The sequence below is a fragment of the Pseudomonas sp. NFACC46-3 genome, from assembly GCF_900114515.1.
GTDB classification, from domain to species: Bacteria; Pseudomonadota; Gammaproteobacteria; order Pseudomonadales; family Pseudomonadaceae; genus Aquipseudomonas; species Aquipseudomonas fluorescens_Q.
Window position 1 is genome coordinate 167,227 of sequence record NZ_FOTH01000003.1, and the last position, 21,550, is coordinate 188,776.

Annotated in this window: 21 protein-coding genes; 11 read left to right on the forward strand and 10 right to left on the reverse strand. The window is 61.9% G+C overall.

The window, feature by feature from the left end; translation table 11 throughout:
- Nucleotides 1-142 precede the first annotated feature (142 nt).
- The 5 genes from rluB to BM300_RS06300 form a co-directional block, all read right to left on the reverse strand.
- Entirely contained in the window at nucleotides 143-1,378 is a 1,236-nt protein-coding gene (gene rluB, locus BM300_RS06280) for a 23S rRNA pseudouridine(2605) synthase RluB (RefSeq protein ID WP_060740973.1), read from the reverse strand.
- A 297-nt stretch (nucleotides 1,379-1,675) separates the two neighbouring features.
- Nucleotides 1,676-2,629 carry an SMC-Scp complex subunit ScpB gene (scpB, locus tag BM300_RS06285; protein ID WP_092345621.1) on the reverse strand — a complete coding sequence of 318 codons (954 nt, stop codon included), beginning with the start codon at nucleotides 2,627-2,629 and terminating at the stop codon, nucleotides 1,676-1,678.
- 11 nt (nucleotides 2,630-2,640) lie between these two features.
- Entirely contained in the window at nucleotides 2,641-3,339 is a 699-nt protein-coding gene (locus BM300_RS06290) for a segregation and condensation protein A (RefSeq protein ID WP_165826070.1), read from the reverse strand.
- Between the two features lie 132 nt (nucleotides 3,340-3,471).
- The gene (locus BM300_RS06295; RefSeq protein ID WP_063325238.1) at nucleotides 3,472-4,101 is read right to left on the reverse strand and encodes an L-threonylcarbamoyladenylate synthase; all 630 of its coding nucleotides are present in this window, start codon (nucleotides 4,099-4,101) and stop codon (nucleotides 3,472-3,474) included.
- 13 nt (nucleotides 4,102-4,114) lie between these two features.
- The gene (locus BM300_RS06300) at nucleotides 4,115-4,978 is read right to left on the reverse strand and encodes a PHP domain-containing protein (RefSeq protein ID WP_092462354.1); all 864 of its coding nucleotides are present in this window, start codon (nucleotides 4,976-4,978) and stop codon (nucleotides 4,115-4,117) included.
- A gap of 87 nt (nucleotides 4,979-5,065) precedes the next feature.
- Here BM300_RS06300 and BM300_RS06305 point away from each other — a divergent pair, with 87 nt between their 5' ends.
- The 11 genes from BM300_RS06305 (at nucleotide 5,066) to BM300_RS06355 (ending at nucleotide 17,586) form a co-directional block, all read left to right on the forward strand.
- On the forward strand, nucleotides 5,066-5,662 hold the full coding sequence (locus BM300_RS06305; RefSeq protein ID WP_063324677.1) for a septation protein A: 597 nt from the start codon (nucleotides 5,066-5,068) through the stop codon (nucleotides 5,660-5,662).
- A 1-nt stretch (nucleotide 5,663) separates the two neighbouring features.
- Nucleotides 5,664-5,963: a YciI family protein gene (locus BM300_RS06310; protein ID WP_057452480.1), complete on the forward strand. Its 300-nt coding sequence runs from the start codon at nucleotides 5,664-5,666 to the stop codon at nucleotides 5,961-5,963.
- Nucleotides 5,964-6,070: 107 nt separating this feature from the next.
- Nucleotides 6,071-6,481 carry an SH3 domain-containing protein gene (locus BM300_RS06315; protein WP_092223529.1) on the forward strand — a complete coding sequence of 137 codons (411 nt, stop codon included), beginning with the start codon at nucleotides 6,071-6,073 and terminating at the stop codon, nucleotides 6,479-6,481.
- Between the two features lie 7 nt (nucleotides 6,482-6,488).
- Nucleotides 6,489-7,166, forward strand: coding sequence for a response regulator transcription factor (locus tag BM300_RS06320; protein ID WP_063324675.1), 678 nt, complete (start codon nucleotides 6,489-6,491; stop codon nucleotides 7,164-7,166).
- A gap of 328 nt (nucleotides 7,167-7,494) precedes the next feature.
- On the forward strand, nucleotides 7,495-7,932 hold the full coding sequence (locus BM300_RS06325; protein ID WP_092145190.1) for a Spy/CpxP family protein refolding chaperone: 438 nt from the start codon (nucleotides 7,495-7,497) through the stop codon (nucleotides 7,930-7,932).
- 65 nt (nucleotides 7,933-7,997) lie between these two features.
- Nucleotides 7,998-9,338, forward strand: coding sequence for a sensor histidine kinase (locus BM300_RS06330; RefSeq protein ID WP_063324673.1), 1,341 nt, complete (start codon nucleotides 7,998-8,000; stop codon nucleotides 9,336-9,338).
- 283 nt (nucleotides 9,339-9,621) lie between these two features.
- Complete coding sequence (locus BM300_RS06335; protein ID WP_092462356.1) at nucleotides 9,622-11,049, forward strand: di-heme oxidoreductase family protein; 1,428 nt, start codon at nucleotides 9,622-9,624, stop codon at nucleotides 11,047-11,049.
- 28 nt (nucleotides 11,050-11,077) lie between these two features.
- Nucleotides 11,078-12,142 (forward strand): imelysin family protein, encoded by a 1,065-nt coding sequence (locus tag BM300_RS06340; RefSeq protein ID WP_092462358.1) that lies wholly within the window; start codon nucleotides 11,078-11,080, stop codon nucleotides 12,140-12,142.
- A 2-nt stretch (nucleotides 12,143-12,144) separates the two neighbouring features.
- The gene (locus tag BM300_RS06345; RefSeq protein ID WP_092462360.1) at nucleotides 12,145-13,242 is read left to right on the forward strand and encodes a DUF1513 domain-containing protein; all 1,098 of its coding nucleotides are present in this window, start codon (nucleotides 12,145-12,147) and stop codon (nucleotides 13,240-13,242) included.
- Between the two features lie 155 nt (nucleotides 13,243-13,397).
- Nucleotides 13,398-14,546, forward strand: a complete 1,149-nt coding sequence (locus BM300_RS06350) for an efflux RND transporter periplasmic adaptor subunit (protein ID WP_092145184.1) — start codon at nucleotides 13,398-13,400, stop codon at nucleotides 14,544-14,546.
- A gap of 13 nt (nucleotides 14,547-14,559) precedes the next feature.
- Nucleotides 14,560-17,586 (forward strand): multidrug efflux RND transporter permease subunit, encoded by a 3,027-nt coding sequence (locus BM300_RS06355; RefSeq protein WP_063324669.1) that lies wholly within the window; start codon nucleotides 14,560-14,562, stop codon nucleotides 17,584-17,586.
- Nucleotides 17,587-17,804: 218 nt separating this feature from the next.
- Here BM300_RS06355 and BM300_RS31310 read toward each other — a convergent pair whose 3' ends face one another.
- From BM300_RS31310 to colR, 5 genes are all read right to left on the reverse strand, one after another.
- A complete protein-coding gene (locus BM300_RS31310; protein WP_092145179.1) occupies nucleotides 17,805-18,032 on the reverse strand; it encodes a hypothetical protein in 228 nt (75 codons plus the stop codon).
- 2 nt (nucleotides 18,033-18,034) lie between these two features.
- Nucleotides 18,035-18,745: a lipopolysaccharide kinase InaA family protein gene (locus BM300_RS06365; RefSeq protein ID WP_092145178.1), complete on the reverse strand. Its 711-nt coding sequence runs from the start codon at nucleotides 18,743-18,745 to the stop codon at nucleotides 18,035-18,037.
- A 4-nt stretch (nucleotides 18,746-18,749) separates the two neighbouring features.
- Nucleotides 18,750-19,418 (reverse strand): class I SAM-dependent methyltransferase, encoded by a 669-nt coding sequence (locus BM300_RS06370; RefSeq protein ID WP_092145176.1) that lies wholly within the window; start codon nucleotides 19,416-19,418, stop codon nucleotides 18,750-18,752.
- Between the two features lie 114 nt (nucleotides 19,419-19,532).
- Complete coding sequence (locus BM300_RS06375) at nucleotides 19,533-20,810, reverse strand: sensor histidine kinase (RefSeq protein ID WP_063324665.1); 1,278 nt, start codon at nucleotides 20,808-20,810, stop codon at nucleotides 19,533-19,535.
- Nucleotides 20,800-21,483 (reverse strand): two-component system response regulator ColR, encoded by a 684-nt coding sequence (gene colR / locus BM300_RS06380; protein ID WP_025215158.1) that lies wholly within the window; start codon nucleotides 21,481-21,483, stop codon nucleotides 20,800-20,802. Before colR ends, BM300_RS06375 begins: the two co-directional genes overlap by 11 nt.
- Nucleotides 21,484-21,550 lie beyond the last annotated feature (67 nt).

The following is a 21,550-nucleotide window of genomic DNA, read 5'->3' on the forward strand; positions in this document are numbered from 1 at the left end:
GCGAGCAGCCTCTGGATCGTGGTGTGGAGCTGCTCGCGAAGACGGCCGCACCGGCAGCGTATCAATAACGCCAGACACAAAAACGGCAACCTAGTGGTTGCCGTTTTTTCTTGCAGCTTGCAGCTAGAAGCTCATGGCTGCCTCACTCCGGCTTACGACGCCCGAACCCCGGACGCTGTCCCGAACCTGCCGGTGCACCACGGCGCTTGCCCGATGGCGCATCGCGATCGGCCAGGACGATACCCGGGCGCTTTTTCGGCGCGGGCTTGGCCGGACGCTTGGTGTCGGCCGGGCGATCGGCGACTGGTGTACCGCGGCCAGCCGGAGCACCGCGCCCCTCACCACGTTCAGTCCGACCATTGGCCGGACGCGGCGTGCGTGGACCACGCTCGCCGTCCTGGCGAGGTGCAGGCTTGCGGGCCGGGCGTTCGCCTTCGATCTGCGGCTCGCGTGAAGGACGCGGGCCGGTCGCCACACCTTCAGCAGCCGGACGCAGGGTACGCACGCGCTCGGTCTTGCCCATCGGACGCGAGGACTTGCGCTGCATCCGCTCCAGCTTGTCCTTGCTCTTGGCGGTCATCTGCGGCATTGCTACCGGCTTGAGGCCCACTTCGGCCGCCAGGATGTCGACTTCGTACTGGCTCATTTCGCGCCAGCGGCCCATCGGCAGGTCGGAATTGAGGAACACCGGACCGAAGCGCACGCGCTTGAGGCGGCTGACCACCAACCCCTGGGATTCCCACAGACGCCGCACTTCACGGTTGCGGCCTTCCATCACCACGCAGTGGTACCAGTGGTTGAAGCCTTCACCGCCGGGCGCCTGCTTGATGTCGGTGAAACGCGCCGGGCCGTCTTCCAGCACGACGCCGGCCTTCAGGCGCTCGATCATCTCGTCATCGACTTCACCACGCACACGCACAGCGTATTCGCGGTCCATCTCGTAGGACGGGTGCATCAAGCGGTTGGCCAGTTCACCGTCGGTGGTGAACATCAGCAGACCGGTGGTGTTGATGTCCAAGCGCCCGATGTTGATCCAGCGGCCTTCTTTCGGACGCGGCATCTTGTCGAACACGGTCGGACGGCCTTCCGGGTCGTCACGGGTGCAGATCTCGCCGTCGGGTTTGTTGTACATGATCACGCGACGCACCGTTTCGGCGGCCTCTTCGCGCTTGATCACCTTGCCATCGATGGTGATGGCGTCATGCATGTCGACACGCAGGCCCAAGGTGGCATCTTTGCCATTGACCTTGATCCGGCCCTGGGTGATCCAGGCTTCCACGTCACGGCGCGAACCGACGCCGATACGGGCGAGGACTTTTTGCAGCTTCTCGCCTGCTGGGCCGATTTCCTGGCTGTCGTTCTGGTCTTGGTCTTTCATTCTGGGCACCTCCCGGTGTGGTCGAGCCAGGCTTGGCCTGACGCTTTGAAAACGGGTCTTCGACGAAGGGATCGCCAAAGGGTCGCGAATCATACGCTCGTTGAGGCGATTGCGCATCAGAGACTAGCTGATCAACCCAGGCTCAGCGCTTTTTCCGCCGACCGGTGGCTGAAGGCCCCCTGTGGGAGCCGAGCTTGCTCGCGATAGCGGTGGGTCAGCTTGCATTGATGCTGAATGTTCCTCTGTCATCGCGAGCAGCTCGGCTCCCACAGGCGACCGCGTTCCAACCCAGTTGAATCAATCGTCGAACTGGCGCCGTTCGTTTTCGATCGCTTCGGCCAGGGCGCGGGCTTCGGCTTCCTCGTCGCTCAGTTCGGGTTCCGGCGGTTGGAGGGCGGCGACGGCGGCCAGCAGTTTTTCCCGGGCTTCGGCAACGCCGAGGATGTCTTCTTCCGGCTCAGGTTCAGGTTCAGGTTCAGGCTCCGACTCGCTGTCAGGCTCCGGCAACTCATCCGTCTCGCCTTCAGGCCCCGGCCCCTCACGCAGCAGGTCGTCGAAATCGGTCTTCAAGCCCTCCTCCATGGTGTCCAGCTCCAGCAACAACGAGTGGAAACTGGTCTCTTCCTTCGGCTCCTCAGGCTCGGCACTGGCGTCGGCCAATTCCTGCAGGCCCTGGGGCACCGGGGCGTCGTCGAATTCCAGCATCGGTTCGGGTTCCAGCTCCCGCAGTTCGGCCAGCGGCGGCAGGTCATCCAGGTTCTTCAGGTTGAAGTGATCGAGAAAGGCCTTGGTGGTGGCGAACATCGCCGGTTTGCCGGGCACATCGCGATAGCCGACGACGCGGATCCACTCGCGCTCCAACAGCGTCTTGACGATATGGCTGTTGACCGCCACGCCGCGCACATCTTCGATCTCGCCCCGGGTGATCGGTTGACGATAGGCAATCAATGCCATGGTTTCGAGCATGGCGCGGGAGTAGCGCTGCGGCCGCTCCTCCCACAGGCGCCCGACCCATGGCGCGAACTTCTCGCGGATCTGCAGGCGATAACCGGACGCCACTTCCTTGAGCTCGAAGGCCCGTCCCTCGCAGGATTTGCCCAGCAGCGTCAGGGCTTTCTTGAACACGGCCGGCTCAGGTCGCTCGCCTTCTTCGAAGAGTTCGAACAGGCGCTCCATCGATTGCGGCTTTCCCGAGGCCAACAGGAAAGCTTCAAGCAAGGGGGCCAGCTCGCGGGGTTCAGTCAGATTCATTGATTTGCTCGTTATTCGGCTCGTGCCCGCACATGGATCGCTGCGAACGGCTCATTCTGTACCAGCTCGACCAAGGATTCCTTGACCAATTCCAAGACCGCCATAAACGTCACAACGACCCCCAGGCGCCCTTCCTCGGCGGTGAACAGCTCGACGAACGGCACGAAACCGCCGCCCTTGAGCCGCTCCAGCACATCGCTCATGCGCTCGCGGGTGGACAGCGCTTCGCGGCTGACCTGATGACTTTCAAACATATCGCCCCGGCGCAGGACCTCAGCCATGGACATCAGCAACTCTTCCAGGCTCACATCCGGCAGCAACTTGCGCGCCCGCGCCTCGGGGGCATCGAGCTTGGGCACCACCACATCGCGCCCGACCCGATTCAAACCATCGAGGCCTTCGGCTGCGACCTTGAAGCGTTCGTACTCCTGCAAACGACGGATCAGTTCGGCCCGCGGGTCGTCCTCTTCCGCTTCGACCTCAGCCGAGCGCGGCAGCAGCATCCGCGACTTGATCTCGGCCAGCATGGCGGCCATCACCAGGTACTCGGCCGCCAGTTCCAGGCGCACCGACTGCATCAACTCGACGTAGCCCATGTACTGGCGGGTGATTTCCGCCACGGGGATGTCGAGGATGTTGATGTTCTGTTTGCGAATCAGGTACAGCAGCAGGTCAAGCGGGCCCTCGAAGGCTTCGAGGAATACTTCCAGCGCATCCGGCGGAATGTACAGGTCCAGGGGCATTTCCATGACCGCCTGGCCATAGACCATGGCGAACGGCAGCTCCTGCTGCGCGCCGGCCTGGCTGTCTGTACGCTCCACGGCGGTTTCCACGGCGGACATTCAGGCCTCGACCATGAACGGTGTCGGATCGCCACAACCGACGCGCACCACCTGGGGCTCGCCATCGGCCAGGTTGATCACCGTGGACGCCGACATGCCGCCGAAACCGCCGTCGATGATCAGGTCCACCTGATGCTCGAGGATCTGGCGCATCTCATAGGGATCGGTCAATGGATCGGTCTCGCCGGGCATGATCAGCGTCACGCTCATCAGCGGCTCACCCAGTTCCGCCAGCAGCGCCAGGGCAATGGGATGGCTTGGCACCCGCAGGCCGATGGTGCGCTTTTTCGGGTGCAGCAACAGCCGCGGGACTTCCCGCGTAGCATTGAGAATAAAGGTGTATGGCCCCGGCAAATGCGCCTTGAGCAGGCGGAAGGTGCCGGTGTCGATCTTGGCGAACAGGCCCAACTGCGACAGGTCGCTGCAGATGAGCGCGAAGTTGTGCTTGTCGTCCAGTTGACGCAGGCGTCTGACACGCTCCACGGCATTCTTGTCGCCGATCTGGCAACCGATGGCATAGGACGAGTCGGTGGGATAGACCACCACGCCACCGCTACGAATAATCTCCACGGCCTGTTTGATCAGGCGCGCTTGCGGGTTTTCCGGATGAATCTGGAAAAATTGACTCACGTGTTCTACCTGTTCAGACGGCGGCGGTAACGGGATCATGTTTGAATCTACACCATAGTGGTGGCAGATCTTCCGGCAACGGGCGGTACTCGCCAATCTCGGACCAGCCCCCAGGGCCATGGAAATCACTGCCGGCGGTGACCAGCAGGCCGAACTCACGGGCCAGGATCGCCAGGCTGCCGACCTGCTCGGCAGCCTGATGGCCGTTGACCACCTCAATGGCATGGCCCCCCGCTTGAATATAGTCGGCGACCAGGCGACGGCGCTTGCTGCGAGTGAAATCATAATGCCATGGATGTGCCAGGCTGACCCAGGCGCCAGCGGCCCGCAGGGTCTGGACGGTTTCTTCCAGGGTCGGCCAATGCTGCTTGACATCCCCCAGCTTGCCGGCCCCCAGCCATTTGCGGAACGCTTCGGCGCGATCCTTGACGAACCCTTCGCGCACCATCCAGTCGGCAAAGTGTGGCCGGGCCGGTGCGTTGCCGCTGTCGCCCAGTTCCTGCTGGATCTGCCGGGCGCCGTCCAGCGCACCGGGCATGCCCTTGAGGGCCAGCTTGCGGCTGATCTCTTCGGAACGCAGCCAGCGCCCGTCGCGCAACTGCGCGATGGCCTGGACCAATGCGGGCGCATTCACATCGAAACCATAGCCCAGCACATGAATGGTCGCCCCGCCCCAGGTACAGGACAACTCGACCCCATTGACCAGTTGCATGCCCAGTGCCGTGGCGGCGCTGCGGGCCTCGTCGAGGCCTTCGAGGGTGTCGTGATCGGTCAGGGCCAGGACTCGCACGCCGTGCTCGAACGCCCGCGCCACCAGAACCGCAGGCGCCAGGGCGCCATCGGAGGCCGTGCTATGGCAGTGCAAATCAACATTCACGAGAGTTTGTTACCTCAAATCAGCTGGCCCTATCGCGGCCAAGGATGTTTGTTATTATGCCGCCACATCCTGCTTCTGGCTGCCACTGTGAAACAATTCATCGACTTCATCCCGCTCCTGCTGTTTTTCATCGTCTACAAACTTGATCCCCGGGCCGTCGACTTCGCCGGTCATTCCTTGACTGTAGGCGGTATTTACAGCGCCACCGCAGTGCTGATCATCAGTTCCCTGGTGGTCTACGGCGCATTGTTCGTGTCCCAGCGCAAGCTGGAGAAGAGCCAGTGGCTGACCCTGATCGCCTGCCTCGTGTTCGGCAGCCTGACCCTGGCGTTCCACAGCGAAACCTTCCTCAAATGGAAGGCCCCGGTGGTCAACTGGTTGTTCGCCCTCGCCTTCATCGGCAGCCACTTTGTCGGTGACCGCTTGCTGATCAAGCGCATCATGGGCCATGCCATCAACCTGCCAGAACTGATCTGGACCCGGTTGAACATCGCCTGGATCGCGTTCTTCCTGTTCTGCGGCGCCGCCAACCTGTTCGTTGCGTTCACGTTCCAGGACTACTGGGTCGACTTCAAGGTCTTCGGTAGCCTGGGCTTGACGCTGTTGTTCCTGATTGGCCAGGGTATCTACCTGTCCCGTCATCTGCATGATGCCGACCCCACTACGCCAAAAACCGAGGACTGACATGCTCTACGCAATCATTGCTACCGACGTCGCCAACTCCCTGGAAAAACGCCAGGCCGCTCGTCCCGCGCACCTGGAGCGCCTGCAAAAACTCCAGGACGAAGGCCGCGTAGTGCTGGCTGGACCGCATCCGGCGGTGGACAGCAATGACCCGGGCGCCGCGGGCTTCAGTGGCAGCCTGATGGTGGTCGAATTCGACTCGCTGTCCGCTGCGCAGCAATGGGCCGAGGCCGATCCGTTCGTTGCGGCCGGCGTCTATGCCAATGTCGTGGTCAAGCCATTCAAGCAAGTCATGCCGTAAATGCCCCTGGCGCGATGAGCCTTCGCGGCTCATTGCGTTCAATTGCTCATTGTTCTCGTTTGCCTGCCGACAACCTGTCTAATCTCGATTGGAATTCAGGAGTTGCAATGCGCAAAGGTCCGTTGTGCCTGTTATTGGTCACGTTGGCGATCGGGGCACCCGCCCATGGCGAGGAGAACACCGAGGGCAGTCATTCGACGCCTTTGTCCCTGAGTGCCGGCAGCCAGATCGCCGAACTGCAGCAACGCTTGAAAGACAGCGAACGCCAGCGCGAAGAATTGAGCAAGCAATTGCAAAGCGCCGACAGCGAACGCGAGAGCGCATTGCTGGCCCGGTTGCGCCAGGAGAACCAGCGCCTGAAGCTGCAACTCAAGGAAGCCCAGGCCAGCCCCCTGCCACGCCTGTTGACCGATCAACAGCAATGGTTTGTCATCGGTGCCGGGGTAGCGCTATTGGCCCTGCTGTGCGGTATCTTTGCCAGCGGTGGACGTAGACAACGTCGGCAATGGCTAAATTGAGTGAGTCATGAGCGAGCTGTTACTGATAGACGATGACCAGGAGCTGTGCGAGCTCCTCGTTAGCTGGTTGAGCCAGGAAGGTTTTCAGGTCCGGGCCTGTCACGATGGCCAAAGTGCCCGCAAGGCCCTGGCCGAAACCGCCCCGGCAGCCGTGGTACTGGACGTGATGCTGCCCGACGGCAGTGGCCTGGAACTGCTCAAGCAATTGCGCAGCGATCACCCGGAGCTGCCGGTGCTGATGCTGTCGGCCCGGGGTGAACCGCTGGACCGTATCCTCGGCCTGGAACTGGGCGCCGATGATTACCTGGCCAAGCCCTGCGACCCACGCGAACTGACCGCCCGCCTGCGCGCCGTGCTACGGCGCAGCCACCCGACGGCCGTGTCCACCCAGATCGAACTGGGTGACCTGACTTTCAGCCCGGTGCGTGGCGTGGTCAGCATCGATGAACAGGAACAGGCCCTCACCATTTCCGAAAGCCGCCTGCTCGAAGCGTTGCTCAAGCAGCCAGGCGAGCCGCTGGACAAGCAGGAACTGGCGCAGATCGCCCTGGGCCGCAAGCTGACCCTGTACGACCGCAGCCTCGATATGCACGTGAGCAACCTGCGCAAGAAGATCGGCCCCCACCCCGACGGCCGCCCGCGCATCGTGGCGCTGCGTAGCCGTGGTTACTACTACAGCCTCTAAGCACTGCACCGATGCCTTGCTTGGACTGGGGGACATGATCCCTTTGTGGCGAGGGGATTTATCCCCGTTGGGGTGCGAAGCGCCCCCAAGTCAGTCTGCCCATTGGTGTATCAAATAACACCAAGGGGGGGCCGCTGCGCGGCCCAACGGGGATAAATCCCCTCGCCACAGATTATCTGCCTGCCACATCTTTTGCTTCGACGGTTTTGTAAGCCCGCCACCAAAACCTCTTTACCCAAGCTTTACCCACCCCTGACCGCCGCTGACCTTGATCTCCGTAATCTGCACTCATCCGGAACTGACCGGGAATGAGACAAGGAGACACACCATGCGCAAGACCCTTATCGCTCTGATGTTCGCTGCTGCCCTGCCGACCGTCGCCATGGCCATGCCTGGAGACGCCGGCCCGATGGGTCCGATGGATGGCCCGCGCCACGGCGGCATGATGCATGACAAAGGTCCCTTCAGCGATCTGGACCTGAGCCGCGAACAGCGCCAGCAGATTCGCCGGATCATGGGCGAACAGCGCCACGAACAACGCGAACTGGTAGACAAGTACCTGGCCAAGCTGTCGCCAGCCGACCAGAAAGCCATGCAAGACGAAATGGACGCCCGGCATCAGAAGATCGATGCCCAGATCCGCGCGCTGTTGAAGCCTGAGCAGCAGAAAGAGTTCGACGCGATCCAGAAGAAACAGGCCGAGCGTCGCGCCGAGTGGGCTGAGTTCAAGGCCTGGAAAGCGCAACAGCCGCAAAAAGCGCAATAATGCACTGAAGCCCCCAGCCCAACGGCAAGTCGCCGTTGGGCTTTCTTTGTTTTCGAGGATTTACCGTGCGTTCATTGTTCTGGCGCATCCTGGCCAGTTTCTGGCTGGCCATCGCTCTGGTTGCAGGGCTTTCGCTCCTGATGGGCCACATGCTCAATCAGGACGCCTGGATCCTCAGCCGCCATCCGGGTCTCAACACCCTGCCCGAAGAGTGGACACAAACCTACGAAAGCCAGGGCGAGGACGCCGCGCAGGACATCCTGCAACAGCGCAAGCGTCAATATCACATCGACGTCCAAGTGTTCAATGAAAGCGGCGACCCGGTGGTGCGCGGCACCTTCCCACATCGCGCCGCGGCCTTCGAGGCTCGGCAGAACAACAACGAGCGACGCCTGCCCTGGCGGCGACTGACCGACGAATTCACCAGCGCCAAAACCGGCGACACGTATCTGTTCATCTACCGCATCCCCCATCCCGAACTGGACGCCTGGCACCGCGACAGCCTGCTCTGGCCCCTCAGTGCGCTGGGGATCGCGCTGGTGGTGCTGACCTTGTTCAGCCTGTTGGTGACGCTTTCCATCACTCGCCCGCTGAGCCGCCTGCGTGGTGCGGTGCATGACTTGGGCCAGGCCGCCTATCAGCAGAACAGCCTCGCCAAGCTGGCCAACCGGCGGGATGAGTTCGGCGTACTGGCCACTGACTTCAACCGCATGGGCGCGCGCCTGCAAAGCTTGATCACCAGCCAGCGACAACTGCTGCGCGACGTGTCCCACGAACTGCGCTCGCCCCTGGCCCGGCTGCGCATTGCCTTGGCCTTGGCTGAACGAGCCAGCCCCGAGGAGCGTGAAAGGCTCTGGCCACGCCTGACCCGCGAATGCGATCGCCTGGAAGCGCTGATCAGTGAAATCCTGGTATTGGCCCGGGTCGATGCCGACAACGCCAGCGCCGAAGAGGTGGAACTCAACGGTTTGCTCGTCACCCTGCAAAAAGATGCGCAACTGGCCTCACCGGAACAAACCGTGCAGCTCGAAACCGAGGCGGACCTGACCCTCAAGGGCTGGCCGACCATGATCGAGCGAGCAGTGGACAACCTGCTGCGCAACGCCCAGCGCTTCAATCCGGCCGGGCAATCGATCGAGATGCACGCGATGCGCCAGGGTGAACGGATCCTGATCAGCGTGCGCGACCACGGGCCAGGCGTGGATGCCGAACACCTGGGACAATTGGGCGAGCCGTTCTATCGCGCGCCCGGCCAGACCGCCGCCGGCCATGGCCTGGGCCTGGCCATCGCGCGCCGTGCCGCCGAACGCCACGGCGGCACGCTGGTGCTGGGCAATCATCCTGGCGGCGGGTTCATCGCGACGCTGGAGTTGCCGTTGGTGCCGGGGGCGGTCGTCCAGCCGTAACCTGCAAATGAACAGTTGATCTGTTGACTCCAGGGCAACGCTGCACCCTGTGGCGAGGGAGCTTGCTCCCGCTGGGCTGCGAAGCGGCCCCAAGATTTTGCGGTTGCTGCGCAACCGAGCGGGAGCAAGCTCCCTCGCCACAGGGAATCGAGCAAGCCTGAGTGAGCAGTGTTGCCGCCAGGCAAGCGCGACCCCCTCAACCAAACGATAATTCCTCTTATTCAAACAGCCCCGCCCTGTTAGACTTTGCGCCCTCGTTTTCACTCATCTCCCAGGACGCCCGATGCCGTCGTTGCCTCTTCGTTTATGTGCGTTGTTCATGGCCCTGGGCCTGAGCGCCTGCGATGATGCCCCGCGCTTTACCCAGGCCGAACCGGGTGAAGCCCGTTCCGGTGGCGCCGCGACAGTACGCAAGACGGACCAGAACGCCTTTTCCCTGCCCTCGGCCAACCTGCCGCCCTCACGGCGCGTGGATTTCAGCGTCGGCAACAGTTTCTTCCGCAGCCCCTGGGTGATCGCCCCCTCGACCACCACCGCTCGCGACGGCCTCGGGCCCTTGTTCAACACCAACGCCTGCCAGAACTGCCACATCAAGGACGGCCGCGGCCACCCACCTGCGCCGGACGCGACCACCGCGGTATCGATGCTGGTACGCCTGTCGATCCCCGACGCACCACCCTACGCCAAGGTCATCGAACAATTGGGCGTCGTGCCGGAACCGGTTTACGGCGGGCAATTACAGGACATGTCCGTGCCCGGCGTCGCCCCCGAAGGCAAGGTGCGGGTCGATTACACGCCGGTCCCGATGCGTTTCAAGGACGGCACCGTGGTGGAACTGCGCAAGCCGGACCTGCAGATTACCCAACTGGCCTATGGACCGATGCACCCGGACACGCGTTTTTCCGCCCGCGTCGCCCCGCCGATGATCGGCCTGGGACTGCTCGAGGCGATCCCCGACGAAGCCATCCTCGCAAACGCCGAAGCCCAGGCCCGGGAGAAAAACGGCATCGCCGGGCGTCCCAACGAGGTCTGGGACGATGCCCAGCAAAAAACCGTCCTGGGAAGGTTCGGCTGGAAGGCCGGACAGCCCAACCTCAACCAGCAGAACGTCCACGCGTTCTCCGGCGACATGGGCCTGACGACAAGCCTGCGACCCTTCGACGACTGCACCCAGACCCAGGTCGACTGCAAGCGTGCGCCCAGCGGCAACGGCCCGGATGGCGAACCGGAAGTCAGCGACAACATCCTGCGACTGGTGCTGTTCTATAGTCGCAACCTCGCCGTACCGGCCCGGCGCGAGGTGAATTCACCCCAGGTGCTGGCGGGCAAGAATCTGTTCTTCCAGGCCGGTTGCCAGTCCTGCCACACCCCGAAATACACCACCTCCGCCAACGCCGCCGAACCGGAGTTGGCGAACCAGGTCATCCGCCCTTACACCGACCTGCTGTTGCACGACATGGGCGAAGGCCTGGCGGACAACCGCAGCGAATTCAAGGCCAGCGGCCGTGACTGGCGAACCCCGCCGCTGTGGGGCATCGGCCTGACCGAAACCGTCAACGGCCACACCCAGTTCCTGCATGACGGCCGGGCCCGCAACCTGCTCGAAGCCGTGCTGTGGCATGGCGGCGAAGCACAAGCGGCGCAGCGTCAGGTTTTAGCGTTCAATGCCGAGCAGCGCACTGCGTTGCTGGCCTTCCTGAATTCCCTTTAAATGCCTTTTCCAGAAGTGGGAGCACGACATGTTCCGTCCCAAGCTGTTGTTCACCAGCCTCGCCGCCATCGCCCTCAGTGCCTGCTCGCCCCAGGATCCACAAGCCGTAACCTCGGCCGCCATCGCCAAGCAAGTGATCCTGCCGACCTATAGCCGCTGGGTCGAGGCCGACCGGCAACTGGCGACCAGCGCCCTGGCGTTCTGCCAAGGCAAGGAAAACCTGGAAACCGCCCGCGCCGATTTCCTCAAGGCACAAAAAGCCTGGGCCGAATTGCAACCGCTGTTGATCGGTCCGCTGGCCGAGGGCAACCGCGCCTGGCAGGTGCAGTTCTGGCCGGACAAGAAAAACCTGGTGGGCCGTCAGGTCGAGCAATTGGTCAACAGCGAGCCACAGATCGACGCCGCCGGCCTGGCCAAGTCCAGCGTCGTGGTCCAGGGCCTCTCGGCCTATGAATACCTGCTGTTCGACGCCAAGATCGACATGGCCGACAGTGCGCAAAAAGCCAAGTATTGCCCGCTGCTCACCGCCATTGGCGAACGCCAGAAACAACTGGCCGAAGAGATCCTGTCGCGCTGGAACACCAACGACGGCATGCTCGCCCAGATGAGCAAATTCCCCAACCAGCGCTACGCCGATTCCCACGAAGCCATCGCTGACCTGCTGCGGGTCCAGGTCACCGCCCTCGACACCCTGAAGAAAAAACTCGGCACGCCGATGGGCCGCCAGAGCAAGGGTGTGCCGCAACCGTTCCAGGCCGATGCCTGGCGCAGCCAGTCGTCGCTGCAAGGCCTGGAGGCCAGCCTGAGCGCGGCCAGGACTGTCTGGGCCGGCGTGGACAACAAGGGTCTGCGCGGCCTGCTGCCCAGCGACCAGAAACCGTTGGCGGACAAGATCGACGCCGCCTACGATGCCTCCTTGAAGTTGTTCGCCAGCAGCCAGCGTTCGCTGACTGAAATGCTCAACGACGATGCCGGGCGCCAGCAACTCAACGATTTGTATGACAGCCTCAACGTCGTCCATCGCCTGCACGAAGGCGAACTGGCCAAGGCGCTGGGCATTCAACTGGGCTTCAATGCCAACGACGGTGACTGATCATGTTTCGACGTCAGGTCCTGGCACTGGGCAGCTTGCTGCTCGGTGCCGTCACCCTGGGCGGCTGGACGCTGTTCAAGCAAAAGGACAAGCACCCACTCTTGCTTTCGGCACGGGACGATGGCGACGGCAAGCACTACGCCGTCGGCTATCGACTGGACGGCACCCGGGTGTTCGCCACCCAGGTCGGCCAACGCTGCCATGACATCATCAATCATCCGACACAGCCGATTGCGCTGTTCGTCGCCCGTCGTCCAGGCACCGAAAGCTACTTGATCGACCTGCGCGACGGGGCGCTGCTGCAAACCATCGCCTCGTTGCCGAACCGGCATTTCTACGGCCACGCGGTCATCCATAACAGCGGCGAATGGCTGTACGCCACCGAGAACGACACCACCGACCCGGGACGCGGCCTGTTGGGCGTTTACCGTTTCGAAGGCGAGCGGCTGGTGCACAGCGGCGAGATATTCACCCATGGCATCGGTCCGCACCAGGTCTCATGGATGCCTGACGGCGAAACCCTGGTGGTGGCCAATGGCGGCATTCGCACCGAGGCCGAAAGCCGGGTCGAAATGAACCTCGACGCCATGGAGCCGAGCCTGGTGCTGATGCAACGCGATGGCACCCTGCTGAGCAAGGAAACCCTCGCCCAATCGATGAACAGCGTGCGCCACCTCGGCATCGCCAGTGACGGCACCATCGTCTCCGGCCAGCAGTTCATGGGCGCAGCCCACGAGTCGTCGGAACTGCTAGCGATCAAGCGGCCGGGCCAGCCGTTCCAGGCGTTTCCCCTGCCTGAGGAACAATTGCAGGCCATGGGGCACTACACCGCCAGCGTCGCCGTGCACAGCGACCTGCGCCTGGTGGCCCTGACCGCTCCCCGTGGCAACCGCTTTTTCATCTGGGACCTGGACAGCGGTGAAGTGCGCCTGGATGCACCTTTACCGGACTGTGCCGGTGTGGGTGCGGTGGCCGACGGTTTCGTCGTGACGTCGGGACAAGGGCGTTGCCGTTATTACGATTGCCGGCAGACACAACTGGTTGCAAAGCCGCTGGATCTGCCGGCAGGGCTCTGGGACAACCATTTGCATCTGGCCTGAGCCAGGGAGCGAAGCCCATCGGCGCCGAGCTCCCTGATTTTTCGGAAAAATCCCACGCACCTCCAGCCCGCCAGCATCTGGAATAGCCCGCACACTCAGGGTAATGTGCCCGCCTATCTGTATTTTCTCTCAGCCCTTTTCCAAGGAAGTGGAACATGCTGCGACGCCGCATGCTGATCATGTTGGGTGTTGTCCTGCTGGTGGTGCTGTTGCTCGCCGGCTACAAGGCCTTCTCCATCTACCAGCAGATCCAGATGTTTTCTGCACCGAAACCACCCGTCAGCGTGGCCGTGGCCAAGGCCATCGAGCAGCCCTGGCAGGCACGCCTGCCCACCGTCGGTAGCCTCAAGGCCCTGCAAGGCGTGGACCTGAGCCTGGAAATCGCCGGGACCGTGCAGAAGGTGCAGTTCCAGTCCGGGCAGAAGGTCAAGGCGGGCCAGCCGCTCCTGCAACTGGATAGTGAAGTCGAAAGCGCCCTGCTGGAAACCGCCGAGGCCGACCTTGGCCTGGCGCAACTGGATTTCGGTCGCGGCCGACAGCTGGTGGGCAGCCAGGCGATCTCCAAGGGCGAATTCGACCGGCTCTCGGCACAACTGAAGAAGAACCAGGCCACGGTCAACCAGCTCAAGGCTTCGCTGGCCAAAAAACAGATTCTGGCGCCATTCAGCGGCACCATCGGCATTCGCCAGGTGGACGTCGGCGACTACCTGGCCAGCGGCACGGTGATCGCCACCCTGCAAGACCTCAGCAGCCTGTACGTGGACTTCTACGTGCCAGAGCAAAGCGTGCCCCGGCTCGCGGTCGCCCAACCGGTCAACGTCAGCGTCTCGGCCTATCCCGGGCAGACCTTCGTCGGCACCATCAGCGCGATCAACCCCAAGGTCGAGGACAGCACCCGCAACGTGCTGGTGCGCGCCACCCTGGGCAACCCCGACGGCAAGCTGCTGCCCGGCATGTTCGCCAACCTGCAGGTGATCCTGCCGGACGTGGCCGCCGGAATCGTCGTGCCGGAAAGCGCCGTGACCTACACCCTCTACGGCAACTCCATGTACGTGGTGGCGCAAAAGAAAGCCGCCGACGGCACAGTCGAGAAAGACGACAAGGGCCAGCCGGTCCTGATCGCTGAACGGCGTTTCGTTGAAACCGGCGAGCGACGCGACGGGCAGGTGCTGGTTACCAAAGGTGTGCAGAGCGGCGAACAAGTCGTGATCGCCGGCCAGATCAAGCTCGATAACGGTACGCCCATCGCCATCAGCGACGACAAGACCCTGACCGAACAGAACAGCCCGCCGCGCGCGGACTGATCAAGGAACCCCCATGGCTTTTACCGATCCGTTCATCCGCCGTCCGGTGCTCGCCACCGTGGTCAGCCTGTTGATCGTGCTCCTGGGTTTCCAGGCCTGGAGCAAGCTGCCCCTGCGTCAGTATCCACAAATGGAAAACGCCCTGATCACGGTGACCACCGCCTACCCCGGGGCCAACGCCGAGACCATCCAGGGCTACATCACCCAACCGATGCAACAGAGCCTGGCCAGTGCCGAGGGCATCGACTACATGACCTCGGTCAGTCGCCAGAACTTCTCGGTGATTTCGGTCTATGCCCGCATCGGCTCCAACAGCGACCGGCTCTTTACCGAACTGCTGGCCAAGGCCAACGAGGTCAAGAACCAGTTGCCCCAGGATGCCGAGGATCCGGTCCTCAGCCGCGAGGCCGCCGATGCCTCGGCACTGATGTACATCAGCTTCTTCAGCAAGGAACTGAACAACCCGCAGATCACCGACTACCTGTCACGGGTGATCCAGCCCAAGCTGGCGACATTGCCCGGCATGGCCGAGGCGGAGATCCTCGGCAACCAGGTCTTCGCCATGCGCCTGTGGCTGGACCCGGTCAAGCTCGCCGGCTTCGGCCTGACTGCCGCCGACGTAACCAATGCCGTGCGCCAGCACAACTTCCTCTCCGCCGCCGGTGAAGTGAAAGGCGAGTACATCGTCACCAGCATCAACGCCAACACCGAACTCAAGTCCGCCGAGGCCTTCGCCGCGATCCCGCTCAAGACCGACGGCGATAGCCGGGTGTTGCTGCGAGACGTCGCCCGCGTGGAAATGGGCGCCGAGAACTACGACACCATCAGTTCCTTTGGTGGCACACCCTCGGTGTACATAGGGATCAAGGCCACACCCGGTGCGAACCCGCTGGATGTGATCAAGGAAGTACGCAAGATCATGCCGGACATGGAGGCCCAGCTCCCGGCCAACCTCAAGGCCGAGATTGCCTACGACGCCACCCTGTTCATCCAGGCCTCGATCGACGAAGTGGTGAAAACCCTGTTCGAGGCGGTGCTGATCGTCATCGTCGTCGTGTTCCTGTTCCTCGGCGCCCTGCGTTCGGTGGTCATCCCGGTGGTGACCATCCCGCTGTCGATGATCGGCGTGATGTTCTTCATGCAGTTGATGGGCTACTCGATGAACCTCCTGACCCTGCTGGCCATGGTGCTCGCCATCGGCCTGGTAGTGGACGACGCCATCGTGGTGGTGGAGAACATTCACCGGCATATCGAGGAAGGCAAGACACCATTCGACGCCGCGATAGAAGGTGCCCGGGAAATCGCCATGCCGGTGGTCTCGATGACCATCACCCTGGCGGCGGTGTACGCGCCGATCGGCCTGCTCCAGGGCCTGACGGGCGCTTTGTTCAAGGAGTTCGCATTGACCCTGGCCGGGGCGGTGGTGATCTCCGGCATCGTCGCCCTGACCTTGTCACCGATGATGTGCGCCATGCTCCTGCGCCACGATGAGAACCCCTCGGGGCTGGCCCATCGGCTGGACATGGTTTTCGAGCGTCTGAAGAGCCGTTACCAGCGCATGCTTCACGGCACGCTCAACACCCGGCCGGTGGTACTGGTGTTCGCCGTGATCGTACTGCTGCTGATCCCGGTGCTGATCATGTTCACCAAGTCCGAACTGGCCCCCGACGAGGACCAGGGCATCATCTTCATGATGGCCAACGCCCCGCAGCCAACCAACCTCGACTACCTGAACACCTACACCGATCACTTCATTACCATCTTCAAGGAGTTCCCGGAGTACTACTCCTCGTTCCAGATCAACGGCTACAACGGCGTACAGTCGGGCATCGGCGGCTTCCTGCTCAAGCCCTGGAACGAACGCAGCCGCACCCAGATGGAAATCCTGCCAGAGGTCCAGGCCAAGCTCGAAAGCGTGCCTGGTTTGCAGATCTTCGGTTTCAACCTCCCCTCACTGCCGGGCACTGGCGAAGGCTTGCCATTTGCGTTCGTCATCAACTCGCCGAAGGATTATGCGACGCTGCTGGAGATTGCCGAGCGTGTCAAAAAGCGCGCATTGGAATCCGGCAAGTTCGCCTTCATGGACATTGACCTGGCGTTCGACAAACCCGAAGTCGTGGTGGATATCGATCGCGCCAAGGCCGCCCAGATGGGCGTCTCGATGCAGGACCTGGGCGGTACCCTGGCGACACTGCTGGGTGAAGCCGAGATCAACCGCTTCACCCTCGAGGGGCGCAGCTATAAGGTCATTGCCCAGGTCGAACGCCCCTTCCGGGACAACCCGGACTGGTTGAACAACTACTACGTGAAAAATGCCAAGGGTGAATCACTCCCGCTGTCGACCCTGATCAAGGTCAGCGACCGGGCGCGACCGCGACAGCTGAACCAGTTCCAGCAGCTCAATGCGGTGACCATTTCGGGCTTTCCCGTCGTAAGCATGGGCGAGGCGATCGAGACCGTCCGCCAGATCGCCCGGGAGGAAGCCCCAGCGGGGTTCGCCTTCGATTACGCCGGGGCTTCACGCCAATTCGTACAGGAAGGCAGCGCGTTGTGGGTGACCTTTGCCCTGGCCCTGGCGATTATCTTCCTGGTGCTGGCCGCGCAGTTCGAGAGTTTCCGGGACCCGCTGGTGATCCTGGTGACCGTGCCGTTGTCGATTTGCGGCGCCTTGATTCCGTTGTTCCTCGGCTGGTCGAGCATGAACATCTATACCCAGGTGGGGCTGGTGACGTTGATTGGCCTGATCAGCAAGCATGGGATCCTGATTGTCGAATTCGCCAACCAGCTGCGCAGGGAACAGAACCTGACACCGCGGGAAGCCGTGGAACAAGCCGCGTCGATTCGTCTGCGGCCGGTGCTGATGACCACCGCTGCGATGGTGTTCGGCATGGTGCCGCTCATCTTCGCCACAGGCGCCGGGGCGGTGAGCCGCTTCGACATTGGCACGGTGATCGCCACCGGGATGTCGATTGGCACCTTGTTCACGCTGTTCGTGTTGCCTTGCGTCTACACGCTGCTGGCCAAGCCCGATAAACCCTGAAGGCCGCCAGAAGGGAACAGGAGGTTTTTTGTGGCGCTTGCTCCCGCTCGGCTGCGAAGCAGTCGTCAATGCACCAAGGCTACCTGAGCAATCGATTGGGACCGCTTCGCGGTCCAGCGGGAGCAAGCTCCCTCGCCACTGGTTTCAGTGCTCGACTGGAGATTGCGGCAGGAAAAAAAAGGCCTCGCACAAGCGAGGCCTTTTGGGCTTCGTGATGTTCAACTCTGCGGCCTCATTCCTTGGGACAGGCTGAACATGAACAGCAACAGATCGTTATCCGGTCGGATCGCCTCGCTGGCCTTGGCTACCCTTGGCAAAGGGCAGTGAGCGCCAGCGTTGGAGGCACTGAGGATCTGCGAACGAGGCTGTTCCCAGACAGCCAACGCCAACGACGCAACTGCCAGGGCTCCGACTAAAAACAAACCTCTAGCAATTTCTAGTTTCATCGCTATAAACCTTTGATAGCGCTGCCAAACGCCGCCTCGTAAAAATAGACCAGTTTTTTCCAGTCAGCCTCGCTGAACGACGAGTGGCGCCGCAACTGCTTCAGGTCATGGGATGCCGCACGTTGGGCGGTCAGACGCTGGCGACACTTTTCAAAATCGAGCAAAGCCACTTCGGCCTTGGCCGCCTCGCCCTCCCCGCTCACGCGCACAAAGACATGCTTGATGTAGATACAGCCATGTTGCCAACGGCCCTTGTGCATGCGAGCCAGGTTTTCAGCCAGTGCCAGGAGGATTTGATCATGCACCGCTTCGCCATGGCGCTCGCGACCACCCCCGGCATACCAGTGCTCGATCTCTTCAAAACCTTCCAGCGCCTGGGTTACCAGCAGCGCACGCCACTGGTGAACCGGGTCCCATTGGGCGCCACAGAAAATGAGCTGGGGGACGCGAACATCCAGTCGGGTCAACGCCAGGAGTGCGTCTTGCTCGCGCAGCACGGTCGGTCTACCGAATGGGTGCAGCCAGCTGCGATAAATATGTCCGGTCTGACGCTTGGCATAAAGCAGCTTGCCATCCTTGCTCTTGATCCGCTGCACGCCGCTTTCACCACCGCGACGTACATTAGGTTCTTCCACCCAATCACCCTGCTGACTCCAGAAATGTTCAAAGTCGTCGAGAAGAAACATTGATGGTTCTGCTGCCTGTACACCCATGCCCTTACCTCTTGCGCAATACATAAACTCGCCACATGGCATAGAGCGGTAGGAAATCCAGCCGTTCCTGAATGCGAAACCCAGACTGCCGAAACTCTTCTTCTACTGTATCTATCGGTAACACAAATCGATTCTGGTAGTCTTTCTGCGCACGAGTGCGCTCCAGACGCTTGCGTTTCCAGGCCTTGAAATTGCCATCAACCCACAATGAAACGATCACGCTGTCGCGGCTGACACGCTCGAATTCCTTCAGAATCGCCAGTCGGTGCGCGGGTTCACCGATGTGGTGCAACAGACGCATGCAAAAAATGCTATCGACGGCGTTATCAGGCAACGCGATGTCGAACGCAGAAGTGTGCAAGGGTTGTACCCGTTTCACCACATCGGTCGGTTGAGCCTCCATTGCGGTCTTGAGCATGGCCTCGGAATTGTCCGCGCCGATGATGACTCGATTCGGCTTTTCGGCTAACAAAGACCAGAAGCGCCCGGCACCGCAGGGCAGGTCCAGGACCAGGCCGGGGTCTGCGACGAGGGCCAATGCACGCCGGGCCAGTTGTTGATCTCGCTGATTGGAAAGACGGCGACTCAAGCCACGGCGGTGCTTATGAAAATATTCCCTGGCGTGCTGCTCGTCGTATTTTTCAGAAAATTCCAGCTTGATGGGCTTGGACATTAGGCGGGCCTCAATGACTGATCGGCCCCACCTTATGGATCGGAATGTCATGCCTTTGTGAAAATAAAGTCAGGTAAACGCTCCAATGTTTACAAGACTTTTCGGCATGGAGGTTTAGCCCTCTGGATTCAATTCCACCTCGAAGTGGCAACCATTGGGCTCCATCGTACTGAGGCTGACTGTCCAAGCCTGGTTCTCGCAGATGCGCTGCACCAGAGACAAGCCCAATCCCAATCCCTCACCGCGTTTTTCGTTTCCGCGCACGAACGGCTCGAACATCGCCTCGCGCTTCTCCTCTGGAATCCCCACGCCGCTGTCCTCGACCACGAATCCGGTGGTGGTCAGCGACAGGCGGATAAAACCCTGGTCAGTGTAGTGCAGGGCGTTACGCAATAGATTGCCCATCACGGCCGTCAGGAACGTGGCGTTATACAGGGTGTCGACGGGTTGCCCAGGTTCGAAGATCAGCGTCAGACCTTTGGATTCGATGGGGGCACGCCACACGCCAAGGAGGTTCTCGGCCACCTGCCCCAAGGTCAGTCGAGGCGACATGCCGTTGTCTTCACGCTCGGCCCTGGCGAGCATCAGGAAGGTCTGCACCAGCTCGCGCATCTCTTCACTGGCCCGATTGATGCGCTCGACCTGGGTACGACCGCGCGGGTCCAGCGCCGGGTTTTCCAACAGCAACTCACAAGAGGTCGCCAGGACCATCAACGGTGTGCGCAACTCGTGGCTCACGTCGCTGGTGAACAACCGCTCGCGGGTCAAGGCCTGGCGTAAACGCCCCAATGTGGCATCGAACGCCACCGCCAGTTCACCCACCTCATCGGCGGCATAATCCGGGGCCAGCGGCGGCGCGAGTCCCAGCAGTTGGTCGCGATGACGCACTTGCCGGGCCAGGCGAACCACGGGCGCCATTACCCGGCGTGCCAAGACCCAGCCCAAAAATACCGCCAGTGCCAGGCTGAGCACGAAACCCACCAGCACCACGGCGAACAGCACCCGTTCGCGCTCTTCGAAATCGCTCTGGTCCTGCAGCAACACGTAGTGCCGCCCATCAACGATCTCTACCATGGCGTGATAGGACAACTGCTCGCGAAACACCTCGTGGAAACCGCGCTCCAGATGGCGCAGATCCTTGGGCAACTCGAAGTCCCCCGGGCCGCCGCTGAAATAAAACAACTGGTCGGGTTCCGGCCGATGGTTCCAGTCCGAGACACTGTCCATCAACAGCAGGCGTTGCAAATCACCGCCAAGCCCGGCGGAAATCAGCTTCTCTTCCACCAGGTGGACCGTCGCCACGATGCCCATGGCGAAAGCGCCTGCCACCAGTGCGCTCATCAGCGCAAAGGCGATGATGATCCGTTGGGCGAGGCTCTGCTTAAACTCCATCGCGGCCCTCGGCCAAGCGATAGCCGACGCCATGTACGGTGTGCAACAACGGTTTGTCGAACGGTTTGTCGATCACCTGGCGCAGTTGATGGACGTGGCTGCGCAGGCTGTCGCTGTCCGGGCAGTCATCGCCCCACAAGGCTTCTTCGAGGATTTCGCGGCGCAGCACGTGGGGGCTTTTCTGCATCAGTACCGCCAGCAGCTTGAGGCCTACAGGGTTGAGCTTGAGCAGCTTGCCTTCACGGGTCACTTCCAGGGTGTCGAGGTCGTAGCTCAGGTCGCCAACCTGCAAGGCACGGCGGCCACCGCCCTGGGCCCGACGCATGACAGCTTCGATCCGTGCGGCCAGTTCCGACAGGGCAAACGGTTTGATCAGGTAGTCATCGGCCCCGGACTTGAAGCCCTGCAAACGATCGTCCAACTGATCCCGGGCGGTGAGCATGATCACCGGTGTATCGCGTCGGGCGTCTTCGCGCAGGCGCTTGCACAAGGTGTAGCCGTCGATGCCCGGCAGCATGATGTCGAGCACGATCAGGTCGTAGTGTTCGGTCGCGGCCAGGTGCAACCCCGACAAACCGTCCTGGGCACAATCGACGGTGTAGCCCTTGAGCCCCAGGTAATCGGCCAGATTGGCCAGGATATCGCGGTTGTCTTCGACCAATAGAATTCGCATGGGCACCTCTGCGTACACAGTTAACGGCCATCTTGGCCCGCGCAGCTTACGGCCAAGTTTGGCTGAC